Raw genomic sequence first — 16,394 nt, 5'->3', positions numbered from 1 at the left:
TTGTTTAATTATAAGAGGATTCATTTTATTGGTATTGCTGGTACAGGTATGAGTGCTCTTGCATACATTTTTGTAGAAAAAGGTTATGAAGTATCAGGCTCTGATATACAAGAAAATATTTCTACAATAAGATTAAAAGCAAAGGGTGTAAAAATATACAATGGACATCATAGAGAAAATCTTAAAGGTGTGGATGTGGTTATAGTTTCTTCAGCTATTCCTCCAGAAAATGAGGAGTATTTGGCTGCAAAGGAAAAAAATATCCCTATATTACATCGCAGCGAACTTTTGGGAGAACTGACAAAAGAAAAAAAGTCTATTATTGTCAGTGGGAGTCATGGAAAAACAACAACTACTTCTTTAATTGGGCTTGTTCTTGATAATAACAAGGTAGATCCTACAATTATTGTGGGTGGGGAGGTAGAAGATATAGGTGGGAATGCAAAACTTGGTAATGGAGATTTTTTGGTAGCAGAAGGAGATGAAAGTGATGGCTCTATTTTAAGACTTTTTCCATTTATTCTTGTAGTTACCAATATTGATAATGATCATTTAGATTATTATAAAGACTTAGATAAGATAAAAGAAACATTTCTTAAAACAATAGATAAGATACCCCAAAATGGAAAAGTTTTATTATGTTCTGAATGCGATAATATAAAGTCTATCATACCCTATATTAATAAAGAATTTTATACATATGGCTTTGATAATGCAGATTTCACTGTTAATATTATAAATCTTACACCATATGGATCTGAATATGTGGCCTATTTCAGGGGAGAGGAAATAGGTAAGGTTAAATTAAAAATACCAGGTAAACATAATGTACTAAATTCTCTTTCTGCATTAGCTACTGCTAAAATACTTGGATTAGATATAGATCTAACAATTAAAGCATTAGAAAAATTTAATGGTGTACAAAGAAGATTACAGCTTAAAGGTATATTAGAAAATAATGTTTTAATTTTTGATGATTATGGACATCATCCTACAGAAATAAAAGCAACTTTATCAACTCTTAAGCTTTATAACAGAAGATTAGTAGTAGTTTTTCAACCTCATAGATATACACGCACTTACTATCTTTATAAAGATCTAGCAGAATCTTTAACCTTAGCTGATGTGGTTATCTTAACAGAGATTTATTCTGCTGGTGAAAGACCTATATTAGGGGTTTCGGCGAAAAAAATATATGAAGAAATCAAAAGAATAAGACCAGATTTTAATATATACTATGTGGAAAATTTAGCTGATGCAGCTTCTACTGCTATAGATGTATTAAGAGATGGAGATATACTACTGACAATAGGAGCAGGAAATGTCTGGAAAGTTGGTGAAGCACTGCTTGCTAAACTAAGGAGTGAAATTAAGGTTGAATATCATCAATAATGAGAAACTTAAAAGTAAAATATATTTACAACATGATCTGGCTCCTTATACATCTTTTAAAATAGGTGGAAAAGCAGATTTATTTATTATTCCTTATTCATGGGATGAACTTATTTATATATTGTCTATTCTTAAAGAAAAAGAAATACCTACAAAGATTTTAGGAGCGGGAACTAATGTACTGATTTCTGATGAGGGTATAAGAGGAGCAGTGATAAAAATAAGTAAAAACCTTGGTAATGTTAAAAGAGTAGATTCTTTAATAGTTGAGGCTGAGAGTGGATGTTTGATTTCAGAATTGTTGTATTTTGGATGGCAAAACGAATTAGGTGGATTAGAATTTTTAATGGGAATTCCAGGAACCATTGGTGGGGCTGTAATAGGAAATGCAGGAGCGTGGAAAAAGGCTATTGGAGATTATATAGAAGGATTATATGTAATAGATAATTCTTTAAGTGTAAAATATATAGATAAAAAGGATTTACATTTCTCTTATAGGAATTCTAATATTCCAAAAGAGTATATTGTTAAATCTGTATTGATAAGATTTGAAAAAAAAGATAAAGATATTTCTATAGAACAAGCTAAAAAATACTTAAAAGAAAGAAGTAAAAGGTTACCTAAGTATCCCTCTGCAGGAAGTGTTTTTAAAAATCCCCCTCAAGGGCCAGCAGGAGTTTTTATAGAAAGACTTGGTTTAAAAGGAAAAAGAATTGGAGATGCTATGGTATCTTATGAACACGCTAATGTGATTATTAATTTAGGCCACGCTAAATATAAGGATGTTATTTCTTTGATAAGTTTAATTAAGGAAGAAGTGAACAAGGAGTATGGTATAGAGTTAGAACCTGAGATTAGGGTTTGGTAAAATTATGAGAAAATTTCTTGTCTTAATTTTAATAATAATCTTTTCGTCTACGTGGATCTTATATGTAATAACAAATGATGGTGATACGAAAATTAAAGAGGATATTTGTCAAATTTTTAAATTTAATAATATTCTTTTTTTAAATAGAAAAATCGACCTAATTGAGAAAAAGCATGAAATAATAATAAAAGATATAAATTACCTTCCTTGGGGTGTAAAGATTAATTGGGAACCTGAGGTGACTCTTCTTGAGGTAGACTATGACAGTATAAAATTTTTTTATAATCAAAAACTTAAAGAGATGAAGAAATTTAAATCTTTTGATGGTACAATAAAGATAGAAGGTACAAAGAATATTCAACTTATTAGAACAATATTAGAATCCTTTAAAGATCTAAATATAAAAAAAATAGTTTTTTATAAAAATTATTTTGAGATTTATGGAAATAATTTTTTATTAAAATTTTCTAATGATAACTTTAAAGAGAAAATTGAAACATTTAAAGAAATTGTCAAGAAGATGGGTATAGAAAACAAAAGTTTAGATTTCAGGTTTAGGATTCCTTTTATTGGAGGAATATAGATGGCCGATACTGTTGGGGCTATAGATTTAGGTTCTACAAAAATAGCGGTTGTGGTAGGAAATGTTTTAGAAAAAAACATTGAAATAATCGGTTTTGCTATTTCACCTTCTAAGGGAATAAAATATGGAGTTATAGTTGATATTCAAGAGGCAAGTAATAGTATAAAAGATGCATTAAATAAAGCTATAAGAATTGCAGGAATAAAGAACATATCAAGATTATATGCAGCAATTAGTGGAGAAAAAGTAACAGCTATTCCAAGCAGAGGCATGATTATAGTAAAAAGCAGAGAACAAGAAGTTACGGAAAAGGATGTTGAAAGGGCGATTGATGCAGCAAAAGCAACCTCTATTCCTCCGGATAGGGAAATTATATATCATGTAGTTAGGGGATTTAGATTAGATGGCCAAGATGGAATTGTAAATCCAGTAGGCATGATAGGTACTCGCTTAGAATCTGATTTGTTATTAGTAACTCATGATAAAATTCAACTTAGAAATATTATCAATACTTTGGAAAAAGCAGAAGTGAATATTGAAGGATTTGTTCCTCAAGAGATAGCAGCAGCAGAAGCAGTGCTTACTCAAGAAGAAAAAAAATTAGGAGTAGTAATGGTAGATATTGGAGGAGATTTAACTAATCTTGCTATTTATAGAGAAGGTTGTCTTTATAGTATTGGTATATTAAAATTAGGTGGGGAAAGAATTACAAGAGATTTGGCTATTACGCTAAGAATTTCTACCGAAGAAGCAGAAAAGGTTAAAAAAATATTAGGAACTTTAAAAGATGAAGAAGAAGAAACGTTAGAAGTTACATCATTACAAGAAAGAAAAATTAGAGTATCAAAGTCTCAAGTTAGAGAGATCATACAACCTCGCGTAGAAGAGATTTTAGAATTTATACAAAAAAAACTAGAAGAACTAAATTCTCCCTTAGAAATTATTCCAGGAGGTATCGTGCTTACAGGTGGTACTGCTCTCTTAGATGGCATAGATGAATTTGCAAGTAATTATTTAAAAGTACCGGTCAGAATAAGTGCCCCTACTCAAATGAGAAGTTTTCTAGGAGAAAAAGATGCTGTATTTTACTCTTCTGCAGTAGGGGCTTTAGAGAGTTTTTTGAAGACTATTTCTTTTGAAGACAAAAACAAAAAACTTCTTGACTATTTAAAAGAAACATTTAACAATATATTTAGACCTTTTAAAGAGTAAAGAATTAGGGGAAGGTGGTGTTAGAAATTGACTTTATCAAGATTTACAGACAGCTTAGATAATGGAGAGATAAGGGCAAAAATTAAGGTTATTGGTGTTGGGGGTGGTGGTGGTAATGCTATTAATAGGATGATTGAAGCTGGAATTCATGGCGTTGAGTTTATTGCAGTTAATACCGATATTCAAGTACTTGATCTTAATAAAGCTCCTCATAAAATCCAAATAGGGGAGCAAGTGACTCAAGGTCTTGGTGCTGGTGGAGATCCTAAGATTGGGGAAAAAGCAGCTATAGAAAGTAAAGAGATTTTGAAAGATATCTTAGATGATGCAGATATGATCTTTATAACTGCAGGAATGGGAGGAGGTACTGGAACAGGAGCTTCTCCAGTTATAGCTGAAATAGCAAAAGAAATTGCAAAACTTGTGGTAGCTGTGGTCACATTACCTTTTACTTTTGAAGGAAGAAAAAGAAGAGTTAATGCTATGGAGGGAATAGAGAAACTTAAGGATAAAGTTGATACTCTTTTAATAATACCTAATGATAAACTTTTAAAACTTGGTGATAGTAGATTGCCTTTAGTTGAGGCTTTTAAGAAAGCCGATGAGGTTTTAAAACAAGCTGTTCAAGGAATTACAGAATTGATTACTGTTCCTGGATTGATAAACTTAGATTTTGCTGATATACAATCTATAATGTCAAAGGCTGGTACAGCTTACATGGGTATAGGAGTAGGAAAAGGTGAAAATAGAGCAAAAGAAGCAGCTCAGAATGCCTTACAGAGTCCTCTTTTAGACTTCTCTATTAATGGAGCTAAAGGAGTTATATTTAATGTAACAGGGGGCTTAGATTTATCCTTACATGAAGTAGAAGAAATTGCAGAAGTTATTACTCCTAAGGTTGATCCAGAAGCTAATATTAAGTTTGGTGCTGTAATTGATGAGAATATGAAGGATAGTATAAAAGTTACATTGATAGCCACAGGTTTTGATCATCAAGGTGAGGAAATAGAAGAAAGTTCTAGTAAGAAGGATTATACTAACATATCAGAAGATGATTTAGATATTCCTGCTATCTTACGGAGAAAGAGATACTCTTGAACTGGAAACTAAAGAAAGAAATATTAGATGTATTAAACAGTGAGAAAGGATTTAAGTTAAGTAAAAAGGGTGGAGATGTAAAATTATTATTTATATACCCTAGCACATATAATGTATCCATAAATAATTTAGGATATATAGGTTTATATCATATTTTTAATGAGCAACAAGGAATTTTATGTGAAAGAGCGTATATTCCTATAGATTGGAAAAAGAGAAAAGATTTTAGAGTTTATTCAATTGAAGGATTTAGAGAATTAAGAGACTTCGATGTTTTGCTTTTTTCTGTTAGTTTTGAACTGGATTTTTTTAATATAATTTATATTTTAAACTTGGAAAAAATCCCCCTTTATAGTTACGAAAGGGATGACAGTTATCCTCTAATAATTGGAGGGGGAATTGCTTTAAGTTCCAATCCAGAGGCAATATCTGAGATTTTCGATCTAATACTAATAGGTGAAGGAGAAGACATGGTTTCAGAATTATCGGAAGCTTTAATATTAAAGAAAAAAAACGGTTGGACAAAAGAAAAGTTTTTAAATACTGTAAAAGATTATGAGGGTTTTTATATACCTAAATTTATCAAATTCACATATAACGGTAAAAAAATAGAGAAAATATGGGGAGATCAAAAATTACCAGTAAGAAGAAGAATTTATTCAAATTTTTCCAATAACCCCATGGTTTCACCTATAACATCTAACAAGGGTGTATTTTCTGATATGGCATTATGTGAATTGGTTAGAGGGTGTAAATATCAATGTAGATTTTGTTTGGCTGGTTATTTCTATAGACCCTATAGGGTTTCTTCCCTAGAGAGAATATATGAAAAGGTTAATTGGTTTTATAAAGAGGATATACCTAAATTAGGATTTATTGTTCCTGCCATAGATCCCTCTTTAAGCTTGATAAATGTTAAGGATTATGTAGTGAGAGGTGAAATACTTATATCTTTCTCATCTCTTAGACTAGAAGATATTACAGAAGACATATTAGATCTTATAAAAATTACTAATCAAAAAACTATTACTATAGCTCCAGAGGCAGGTACTGATAGGCTTAGAAAAGTATTGAATAAAAAGTTTACTAATGATGATATCCTAAATTTTAGTGGGAAAATTAAGGATTATGGGATAAAAACTTTAAAATTATATTTTATGATTGGATTACCTAATGAAACTTGGGAAGATATTGAAGGGATTTTGGATTTAATAATGAATATCAGAAGAATTGTTAAAAAAATGGAGATAAGTGTAAGTGTTTCTACCTTTATTCCTAAACCCCATACACCTTTCCAATGGGAAAAAATGGCAGATCTTGAATATATTGAAAGAGTTAGATCTTATCTATTAAAAAATCTTAGGAAAATGGATAATGCAAAAATGGAAGATGAAAATATCATTTGGGTTTTTTGGCAAGGAGTTTTAAGTAGAGGAGATAGAAGATTGAAAGAATTTTTTAAAGAATATATAAAAGATCCTCATAGTTTAAGAATTTTAAAGAAACTTGTAAAAGATAATCTATTAAAAGAGTATTACTTAGAAGAAAAAGAAAAGGATGAAATTTTTCCTTGGAGTTTTATAGATACAGGAGTTAAAAGAGAATATTTGTGGAGAGAAAGGGAGAAGGCATATCAAGGAGTTATTACTTTGCCATGTAACAATTATTGTAAGACTTGTGGGGTGTGTATATGATTTGGCAATCCAAACTTTTGAATAAATTTCACGAAATATCCCATGGATTCGTATCAGATCCATATTCTTTTCCTTTTTATTTCTCCCTTAAGCATATCCCTTCATATATAAGGTTTCTTTCTTTGATTAAGATATTTCCAAATAGATGGGTTGTAGCAGAACAAGTACATGGAGATAATATATATGTATCAAAAATTAGCAATGTATCTTTTTTTCCAAAAATTGCAAATAAAACTGATATTATACTAACCCAAGAAAGAAGACATCCCCTTATTATGTTTTTTGCAGATTGCATTCCAATTTTTGTCTATATACCTAAAATTAGATTGATTGGTTTGGCACATTCTGGATGGAGAGGAACAATTAAAAAACTTCCCCAAAAATTAATATACGAATTAAAGAATAGATATAATATCTCTTCTGAGGATATATTTATAGGTGTTGGTCCAAGCATTCATTCTTGCTGTTTTGAGGTTAAGGAAGATTTTATTTCTCAGTTGCCTAAGGAATATAGAAAATACCTTATATATGAAAAAGAAAAGGTAAAATATGATCTTATAGCCCTTCTTTTGCAACAACTCGAAGAAGAGAAAATACCAAAAGAAAATGTTGATATATCTGATATATGTACTTATTGCAACAATGCTTATTACTCCTATAGGAGAAATAAAACATCCAAAAGAAATATTGCCTATATATTTTTAAAATGAATCCTTTTTATAAAGAAGGTTTTTATAGATTAAGAAAGAATAGAAAAAGACTTTTTAGAAGAGTTTTATTATTTTTTATTATTTTTATAATTTTCATAGTTTTTCTCATTTATGTTTTACTGTCTAATAGAATCCCTCCTATAATTGGATATTTTGAATTTGATGAGAGTCTTATAAGAGCTCCAGTTGATGGAGTCTTTAGAACAAGTATAGATGATATGGAGAAAGTTAGAGTAGGACAAATAATTGGTTATATGGATACAGTTAATAAAAGGAAAGAACAGAATATTTTATACGATAAAAGATACATAGATCTACTTGAAGAAATAAATAAACTGGGCGATAAAATTAATTTGAAAATTGATGAAATCAGGATTAAAGTTTTTAATAATGATTTCAAAGAAATAGATAAAGATATTATATATCTTAAAAGTGTATCTGAAGAAAGATTAAAAATTTTTAACATTATAAAGGTTTTAGAAGAAAATATTCGGAAGGAGATAAAGAGGATTCAGGAAGAAAATTATATTTTTGCAATTAAATCTGGATATATTTCTTTTTTTATTGATAATTTAATAGACAAAAATCTTAATGAGGTATCACTTTCACAACTCAATAATGTAAAATATACTTCTTTTTCTGGAAAAAGAGTAAAAAAGGGGGATCCTTTATGTGTGATAAGGGAGTTACCACCTAAATCTTTAATACTTTTTTCTAAAAGCTTGGTAGAATCTGGTAGATATGTAATAATCGATACAAATTTTCCTTCCAAAAATCTAATTAGAACAAGAGTCTTAAAAGTTGAATTTTTAAAAAATTTTTACAAATTAACTACTTTACCTTTAGAATTTAACAATATAATATTAAAGGAAAGGATTATTAAGGGAAAAATTCTAAAGATATATTAATCTCTTATGGATAACGAATTAAATTTTATTAAAGAAAATTGGGAAAAAGTAAAAGAAAAGATAGAGAAAGCTGCTCTTAGAGTGGGAAGAAATCCTGATGAAATTAAAGTAGTTGCAGTTTCTAAGGGTTTTCCATCAACTTATATAAGAAAGGCTTATGAGGTCGGAGTTAGAAAAATTGGAGAAAACAGAGTGCAAGAAGCAGAAAAGAAAATAAACGAATTAGCAGGAGATTTAGAATGTGAATGGCACTTAGTGGGTCATCTACAAACAAATAAGGTAAAGAAAGCATTAAAATTATTTGACTTGATTCATTCCTTAGATAGATTGGATCTTGCTAAAGCTTTAAATAAAGAAGCTCAACGTGAGAACAAAGTAGTAAAGGTATTAATTCAGTTAAACTTATCTGGAGAAAAGACGAAATATGGATTTAAAGAGGATGAATTTTGGAAATCACTAAATGAATTATTGAGTTATGAATATCTAAAAATAGAAGGTCTTATGACAATAGGTCCTTTGACTACAGATAAGGATGAAATAAGGAGGGTTTTTAGAAGTCTTTATAATATCTGGGAGGTTTTAAAAGTTAAGGAAAACCTAAACTTAAGGTATCTATCAATGGGAATGTCGGAAGATTTTGAAATAGCCATTGAAGAGGGAGCTAACCTTCTTAGGTTAGGAAGAATAATATTCTCTAAAGAATTTGAGGTGAGAGGATGAAAAAGATATTACTAGTGGAAGATGATAAGGGTATAGTAAGCTCTCTATCGCTTTTATTGAAAAAAGAGGGATATGAAGTGGAAGCAGCTTATGATGGCGTAGAAGCATTAAACAAATTCAAGCTCTTCAATCCTGATTTAGTGCTTCTTGATATAATGTTACCTGAAAAGGATGGATGGGAAGTATGTAAAGAGATAAGAAAAGTAAGTAATGTACCAATTATAATGTTGACAGCCAAAGATGAGGAAGTAGATAAAGTTCTTGGTTTAAAAATAGGAGCAGATGATTATATTACAAAGCCTTTTAGCGCAAAAGAACTACTTGCAAGGATAGAAGCTGTTTTAAGAAGGTATCAATCAGATCTTTTGAAAAGTCAAAAAATTGTTGCCCCACCTTTTGAAATGGATTTAGTTAAGAGAACTGTAAAAGTAAAAGGAAAAGAAGTTAATCTTTCATATAGAGAGTTTGAAATATTAAAACTATTAATATCTTCACCTGGAAGAGTATGGACGAGGGATATGATTATAAAACATATATGGGGAGAGAACTTTTGGGGAGAACCTCGAGCGGTAGATGTATATATAAGATGGTTAAGAGAAAAAGTAGAGGATGATCCTAGTCACCCTAAATATATTGTGACAGTTAGAAATTTAGGTTACAAATTCCAGGAGGCGAGCGAAAATAAATAAGTTAAAAGAAAGATGGAATTTTCTTTTAGAATATATTCCTATAGGGGTAATTATCATTAACAAGGATGGTACTGTACTATATGTGAATAAGAAGGCTTCTGAAATTTTTGATATACCGAAAAAAGCGAGAAGGAAGAAGTTAATAGAATTAATACCGGATTATGAAATAGATGATGTATTTAGAAAAACATTAGAAAATCAAAAATATAATAAAATATCCCTCAATTTTTGGGGAAATGAAAGAAAATTTTTAGAAATCGAAGCTTATTATTTAAAGGAAAGTAAAGAAGTGATGCTAATAATAAATGATTATACTCCTATACAAAAAATGGAGGAAAACTTCAAGGAATTCTTAGGAAATGCATCTCATGAATTAAGGACACCACTTACTTCTATACAGATATTAATAGATCTTTTCTCTGAAAAAAAGATTACTCTTGAAGAAATATATAGTGAATTTTTTCCTTATTTAAGAAGAGAAATAGAGAGAATGTCAAAACTAATAAGTAATCTTCTTAATTTATCAAGATTAGAAGCTGGTGTTATAGAACTTCAACCTAAAGATGTATCTCTCTATGAAAGTGTAATTAATGTCTTGGATAGACTGAGTCCTCATATTTCTAAGAAGAACTTAAAAGTAAGTATAAATTTATCAGAAAACATTGTAATATTTGCAGATCCACAGTATTTGGACACTATTTTATTTAATTTGATTGAAAATGCTGTTAAGTATACCCCTTCTGGAGGGAAAATTGAGGTAGGAGTAAATGATAAAAATGAATACTTAGTCTTATGGGTACAAGATACAGGTATTGGAATTCCTGAGAAGGATATAGATAGAATATTTGACAGATTTTATAGAGTAAGTAAATCTCGCACTAATGAGGATGGATTTAGTTCAGGGTTAGGGCTTTCTATTGTCAAAAAGTTGGTTGAAAGACACGGGTGGAGTATAAAAGTAGAAAGTAAACTTGGAGAAGGGACAAAATTTGAAATTATAATTCCTAAAAGAAAGGAAGGTAATAATGTATGATTAAGTTTTTACCATTTAGAGCTCTAAGATATAATTTAAATCTTCCCTTAGAAAAACTTATTGCTCCACCTTATGATGTGATACAAAAAGAAGAAAGGGTTTATTTTCTATCTATGCATCCTTACAATATAACTCATCTTACATTAGGAGATAAATATCCAACCAATTATATAGAAATTTCTAAAGTTTTTAAAGAGTGGATAAATCAAGGTATTCTTGTCTTTGAGGAAAATGGATATTTTTTATATAAACAAGAATATCAATGGGGAGACAAAATAGATAAGATGTATGGACTTTTAGGAATATTAGAATTACAACCCTTAGGTGAAAACATTTTACCTCATGAACGTACTTTTTCTGGTCCAAAGAAAGATAGATTAGAGCTTCTCAAAGAATTAAGGGCTAATCTTGAACCCATTTGGGGCATTTATGAAGACAAAGAAGGAAAACTTTCATTATTGTGGAAGAAGATTGAAAAGGAGAAACCTCTCATTAAAGTAACTAGCTGGGATTATAGAGATCATTATCTATGGAAAATAAACGATGAATCACTTATAAATCTCATTGAACAATATTTGATTGAAAAAAAGATTTTAATTGCAGATGGTCACCATAGATATGAAGCCTCATGGCTTTATTATAGTGAGACTAAAGATGAAAAAGCTAAATATATACTTATGCTTATTACTGACTTATATGATCCAGGCGTTAAGCTTTTACCAACCCATAGAATAGTTAGTAAAGAAGTTCAATTAAATATTGAGGATCTCAGAAAGAACTTTGATGTATATTTAGGGGAGAATATGGATGATTTAGATCTTGTATTTAATCCAAACAAACCTTTTATATACCTTCTTAAAGATAATAGAATATTGAAATTAATTCCTAATACCTCATATATAAATAGTAGGAATAATGACGTTTCAGATTTATGGTGGATCTTACCTACAACTCTACTTCAAAAAGGTGTTTGGGAAGGTATATTAAATACTACTGAAAGTGATTTACAAGAAAAAGGATTAATAAGATTTTCCCATGATCTTAAAGAGTTAAGAAAAAATATAAATTCTAACGAATTTGAATATGCTTTCATATTGCCCTCCATACCTATTGAAATCGTCTATGCTTTGGCTATAAACAGAGAAAGACTTCCTCAAAAGTCTACATATTTTTATCCAAAACCAGCATCAGGATTGGCTCTTTGGAAAATGGATGAATAAAACATGGTACGAAAATATTTGGTACGTATTTTTATATTATCTATATTACTTACGTTTATAGGACTTTTTCTTATTTATGATACTACTGTAAGTAGACTAACTTATCAGAAACTTTCACCCTTTCTTTTTGTAAATAGACAATTACTAGCTTTTTTAATAGGGATTATATTTTTCTTTCTATTTATGTCCATTCCCTTTAGAGTTTGGGAAAGGGCTTGGATTTTAGTATATATATTAAATATAATTTTACTGATATTTGTTTTTTTCTTTGGAAGAAGAAGTTTAGGGGCTCAAAGATGGTTTTCTATTCTTGGTTTTTCTTTTCAGCCCTCTGAATTATCAAAACTCTTTATAACCATATCAATATCGGGCTTTCTTATTGAATTATCAAAACATAAAAAAAGTTTTTCTTTTAAAGACTATACTTTAATTTTATCACTCATCTTAGTTCCTACTATGTTAGTGGTTATACAACCGGATCTTGGAACAGCAATAGTTATTTTTACTTCTGGAATTTTTGTTTTATATCTTTATGGTATTCCCAAAAAATATATTATAAGAACCTTTTTTCTAATACTTACTATTCTTCCTTTTCTTTGGCTTTTTCTTAAGCCTTATCAACAACAGAGAATATTGACATTTTTTGATCCTATGAGAGATCCTCTCGGTAGTGGATATCAAGTAATTCAATCTATGATAGCTATAGGTTCTGGAAGAATTTTGGGAAAAGGATGGTTACAAGGACCCCAGACACATTTAAGTCTTATTCCAGAACAACATACTGATTTTATATTTTCTTCCCTTGCTGAAGAATTTGGGTTTATAGGTAGTGTTTTGCTAGTTTTACTCTATTATTTATTATTTAGAAATATATGGGAAATTTGGAAAAGGCTAAAAGATAATTTTGGTAAGTTAGTAGTTGGAGGAGTACTTTTTACCCTTTTATTCCAGACCTTTATAAACCTAAGTATGGTTATGGGAATGGCACCAGTTGTTGGTATTCCTCTGCCCTTTGTAAGTTTTGCAAGAACCTCATTAATCGTAAGTTATGCTATGTTGGGATTAATGTTTAATATTGCATTGAGGAGTGAAATAAATATTTTATGAGAGATTTAGAATTAATCTTGGATAAAGTAGAAAAACCCTCAAGATATATAGGCAAAGAGCACAATATTATTATTAAGGACTGGAATAAAGTTAAATTGAAAGTTGCATTAGCATTTCCAGATTTATATGAAATTGGAATGTCTCATTTAGGTTTTCAGATAATTTACTTTTTACTAAATAATAGAGAGGATACACTATGTGAAAGAGTTTTTGCCCCTTATATAGATTTAGAAAATTTGCTAAGGGATAGAAAAATCCCTCTTTTTTCATTAGAAACGCAAAAGCCTATTAAGAGTTTTGACTGGTTGGCTTTTAGTTTATCCTATGAGCTTACCTACTCTGGAATCCTTACCATATTAAATTTATCACATATTCCTATATTCTCAAGGGATAGAGATGAATCTTATCCTTTAATAATTGCAGGTGGTCCTACAGTATTAAATTCAGAACCTATTGCTGATTTTATTGATGTAATTTTTATTGGTGAAGCAGAGGAAGCTATTAACGAAATTATTGATGTATATTTGGAATGGAAGGAGTCAAAAGAAAATAAAACTCAACTGTTTAAAGAACTTGTAAAAATAGAAGGAGTATATATCCCTTCATTATACAAGCCAATTTATGAGAAGGATAAATTTAAAGAAATAATTCCTTTATATCCTTGGGTTCCTCCAAAAATATCAAGGAGAATTGTCTATGATTTAGAAAAAGCTCCTTTTCCAACTCGTCCTATTGTGCCCATCCAGCAGGTTGCTCATGATCGTGGAGCAATAGAAATTATGCGAGGATGTCAAAGAAGTTGCAGATTTTGTTTTGCAGGTTATATATATAGACCTAAAAGATACAGAAGTATAGATACTATAAGAAAATATGCTAAGGAAATATTTGAGAACACAGGTTATGAAGAAATTAGTTTATTATCTTTAAGTACTAATGACTATCCCAATATAGAAAAACTATTAGATTTATTGAACGAGGATTTTAAAGGAAAACATGTAAACTTTACTTTACCATCTCTTAGAGCTGATAAATTCTCCTTAGAGCTTGCAGAGAAAGTAGAAAAAAATAAAAAATCAAGTCTTACTTTCGCGATAGAAGCAGGAACTGAAAGGTTGAGAAAAGTTATAAATAAAAACCTTAAAGAAGAAGAGTTTTTTAAGACTCTCGATGTGGCTTTTAGTAAAGGTTGGAATAATATTAAGTTATACTTCATGCTAGGACTACCTACAGAAACAGATGAGGACATTTATGAGACTGTCAATCTAGTTGAAAAAATAATAAGGTTAAATAGAAGGTCTAAAATACATTTGAGTTTCTCCATATTTGTTCCAAAACCTCATACCTCATTTCAATGGGAAAAATTTGAGGATAGAGAAATAATTGAGAGAAGAAAAAATATTTTAAGAAAAGCTCTTAAAAGAAAAAATATTTCTATAGATTTCCATGACTATAGTATGAGTTATTTGGAGGCAATTTTTTCAAGAGGTGACAGAAGACTTTCGAACATTCTTAATTTAGCTTGGCAAATGGGAAGCAGATTTGAAAGTTGGACAGAGTTTTTAAGAATAGATATTTGGGAAAAGATCTTTAATAATCTAAATATAAATCCTAAATGGTATACAGAAAAGAAAAATATAGATGATCCTTTACCCTGGGATCATATATTTTGTGGGGTTAGAAAAAATTATCTTATAAAAGAAAGAGAAAAAGCTTATAAATGTGAAGAGACACCTCCTTGTGAATGGGGATTATTTTGTGATTTTTGTGGAGTATCTCATTATGGATAAAATAGTCTATAGACTTGCATTTTACAAAAAAAGGTTGCTTAAATATATAAGTTCAATAGATATGTTAAATTTTATGAATAGGGCTATAAGGAGGTCTGGATTACCTGTAGCTTATTCTCAGGGGTATAATCCAAGGCCTCTAATATCCTTGGGATTACCTTGTCCAGTTGGAATTGAGAGCAAAAAAGAATGGTTAGATATAACGTTAAAGTATTATATTGAAAGGGAAGAAGTTCTTAATAAATGGAACAAGGAATTACCTGAAGACCTTCAATTTTTTGAGGTGTTAGAATCACCTAAATCATCTCTTATCAAAGATACTTACGGCATAAATTATGAGTTAGAAGTTTTTGTGGCTAATGAAAGTTCATTTTTAGAAGATATTGAAAGATTTAAGAATAATGATAAGGTTTATATATTAGTAAGAAGAGGGGAAAAGATAAAGGAAATAGATTTGAAAAGGTATATTTACGATATAAAAATAGAAAAAAGGGACAATAGATATAATATAGAATTGAAGACCAAAAAGATAGAAGATTCAATTATTAGAGGAGAGGAATTCTTAGAAATTTTTTCCTATAAGCCTTTGCTAATAAACCAAGTAAGAGAAGTGATTTTAAATGTATAAGCTACTTGTGGCTGATTTTGATGGAAGTATAGTTGATTATACAGAAACCTTATCATCTCAAAACATTATTGCTGTAAGAAAGCTCAGAGAAAAAGGAATAGATTTTACCATAGCAACGGGTAGAAGATGGTCATCTATAGAATCAAAGATAAGAATATTAAATATTAATATACCAATAATATTGTACAATGGGGCTGGAATATATCATCCTGTGGAAAGTAGATTTTTATTTATCAGATATTTATCCAATAGAGAAGTTAAAGATTCGCTTCAATTTATAAAGATATATTATGAAAAAATAAAAGTAGGGGTATATTATGAAGATATGCTTTTTGAAGATGAAGAGGCTTTATTGCTACTTGAAAGAGAAAACGAAAAAATAATTAAGATATTCTTGGAAGGAAAAGAAGAAGATTTAAAGATTATTAAAACTCATATAGATAGAAATTATAATAATAAAATTAATGCTGTATTTTCTGCTCCGTATTATTTAGAAATATTACCATATGGTATATCAAAGGGTAATGCCCTCAAGATGCTTATAAATATGTTAAATATATCTCCTAAAGAAGTTATTGCCATCGGGGATTTTGATAATGATGAGGATATGTTAAAATTAGCTGGATTAAGCTTTACATTGATAAACTCATCAGAGAAACTTAAGAAGGTTGCTAATTTTATATTAGATTGTAATCCAAATGATTCTTTATATAGAATTGAGAAGAAGATTATTAATTTAAAGTGA

The 16,394-nt window shown here is 29.6% G+C and carries 16 protein-coding genes; all 16 read left to right on the top strand.

Features of this window, described 5'->3' with window-relative positions:
- Genes murC through ACY3JJ_RS06525 form a run of 16 tightly spaced genes read left to right on the top strand, consistent with a single transcriptional unit; the run spans nucleotide 1 to nucleotide 16,394 of the window.
- The gene (murC, locus tag ACY3JJ_RS06600) at nucleotides 1-1,392 is read left to right on the top strand and encodes a UDP-N-acetylmuramate--L-alanine ligase (RefSeq protein ID WP_463091318.1); all 1,392 of its coding nucleotides are present in this window, start codon (nucleotides 1-3) and stop codon (nucleotides 1,390-1,392) included.
- A complete protein-coding gene (gene murB / locus ACY3JJ_RS06595) occupies nucleotides 1,376-2,260 on the top strand; it encodes a UDP-N-acetylmuramate dehydrogenase (RefSeq protein WP_463091317.1) in 885 nt (294 codons plus the stop codon). The genes murC and murB overlap by 17 nt, the downstream gene beginning before the upstream one ends.
- Before the next feature lie 4 nt (nucleotides 2,261-2,264).
- Nucleotides 2,265-2,843: a hypothetical protein gene (locus tag ACY3JJ_RS06590; RefSeq protein ID WP_463091316.1), complete on the top strand. Its 579-nt coding sequence runs from the start codon at nucleotides 2,265-2,267 to the stop codon at nucleotides 2,841-2,843.
- Nucleotides 2,844-4,055, top strand: coding sequence for a cell division protein FtsA (gene ftsA, locus ACY3JJ_RS06585; RefSeq protein WP_463091315.1), 1,212 nt, complete (start codon nucleotides 2,844-2,846; stop codon nucleotides 4,053-4,055).
- A gap of 27 nt (nucleotides 4,056-4,082) precedes the next feature.
- Entirely contained in the window at nucleotides 4,083-5,153 is a 1,071-nt protein-coding gene (gene ftsZ, locus ACY3JJ_RS06580; RefSeq protein ID WP_463081996.1) for a cell division protein FtsZ, read from the top strand.
- Complete coding sequence (locus ACY3JJ_RS06575; protein ID WP_463091314.1) at nucleotides 5,150-6,847, top strand: radical SAM protein; 1,698 nt, start codon at nucleotides 5,150-5,152, stop codon at nucleotides 6,845-6,847. The genes ftsZ and ACY3JJ_RS06575 overlap by 4 nt, the downstream gene beginning before the upstream one ends.
- The gene (locus ACY3JJ_RS06570; RefSeq protein WP_463091313.1) at nucleotides 6,844-7,557 is read left to right on the top strand and encodes a purine nucleoside phosphorylase YfiH/LACC1 family protein; all 714 of its coding nucleotides are present in this window, start codon (nucleotides 6,844-6,846) and stop codon (nucleotides 7,555-7,557) included. Before ACY3JJ_RS06575 ends, ACY3JJ_RS06570 begins: the two co-directional genes overlap by 4 nt.
- Nucleotides 7,554-8,465 (top strand): hypothetical protein, encoded by a 912-nt coding sequence (locus ACY3JJ_RS06565; RefSeq protein ID WP_463091312.1) that lies wholly within the window; start codon nucleotides 7,554-7,556, stop codon nucleotides 8,463-8,465. Before ACY3JJ_RS06570 ends, ACY3JJ_RS06565 begins: the two co-directional genes overlap by 4 nt.
- 6 nt (nucleotides 8,466-8,471) lie before the next feature.
- Nucleotides 8,472-9,185, top strand: coding sequence for a YggS family pyridoxal phosphate-dependent enzyme (locus ACY3JJ_RS06560; protein ID WP_463091311.1), 714 nt, complete (start codon nucleotides 8,472-8,474; stop codon nucleotides 9,183-9,185).
- Nucleotides 9,182-9,874: a response regulator transcription factor gene (locus ACY3JJ_RS06555; protein ID WP_463082001.1), complete on the top strand. Its 693-nt coding sequence runs from the start codon at nucleotides 9,182-9,184 to the stop codon at nucleotides 9,872-9,874. The genes ACY3JJ_RS06560 and ACY3JJ_RS06555 overlap by 4 nt, the downstream gene beginning before the upstream one ends.
- A complete protein-coding gene (locus tag ACY3JJ_RS06550; protein WP_463092594.1) occupies nucleotides 9,867-10,907 on the top strand; it encodes a sensor histidine kinase in 1,041 nt (346 codons plus the stop codon). Before ACY3JJ_RS06555 ends, ACY3JJ_RS06550 begins: the two co-directional genes overlap by 8 nt.
- Nucleotides 10,904-12,127 carry a DUF1015 family protein gene (locus ACY3JJ_RS06545; RefSeq protein ID WP_463091310.1) on the top strand — a complete coding sequence of 408 codons (1,224 nt, stop codon included), beginning with the start codon at nucleotides 10,904-10,906 and terminating at the stop codon, nucleotides 12,125-12,127. The genes ACY3JJ_RS06550 and ACY3JJ_RS06545 overlap by 4 nt, the downstream gene beginning before the upstream one ends.
- 3 nt (nucleotides 12,128-12,130) lie before the next feature.
- Nucleotides 12,131-13,234, top strand: a complete 1,104-nt coding sequence (gene rodA / locus ACY3JJ_RS06540; protein ID WP_463091309.1) for a rod shape-determining protein RodA — start codon at nucleotides 12,131-12,133, stop codon at nucleotides 13,232-13,234.
- Nucleotides 13,231-15,021, top strand: a complete 1,791-nt coding sequence (locus ACY3JJ_RS06535; protein WP_463091308.1) for a TIGR03960 family B12-binding radical SAM protein — start codon at nucleotides 13,231-13,233, stop codon at nucleotides 15,019-15,021. The genes rodA and ACY3JJ_RS06535 overlap by 4 nt, the downstream gene beginning before the upstream one ends.
- Nucleotides 15,014-15,649 carry a TIGR03936 family radical SAM-associated protein gene (locus ACY3JJ_RS06530; protein WP_463091307.1) on the top strand — a complete coding sequence of 212 codons (636 nt, stop codon included), beginning with the start codon at nucleotides 15,014-15,016 and terminating at the stop codon, nucleotides 15,647-15,649. Before ACY3JJ_RS06535 ends, ACY3JJ_RS06530 begins: the two co-directional genes overlap by 8 nt.
- Nucleotides 15,642-16,394: an HAD family hydrolase gene (locus ACY3JJ_RS06525; protein WP_463091306.1), complete on the top strand. Its 753-nt coding sequence runs from the start codon at nucleotides 15,642-15,644 to the stop codon at nucleotides 16,392-16,394. Before ACY3JJ_RS06530 ends, ACY3JJ_RS06525 begins: the two co-directional genes overlap by 8 nt.

The sequence above is a fragment of the Dictyoglomus sp. DH genome, from assembly GCF_055181375.1.
Note: the sequence above shows the minus strand (reverse complement) of the source record. Positions and strands in the feature narration are given on the sequence as shown.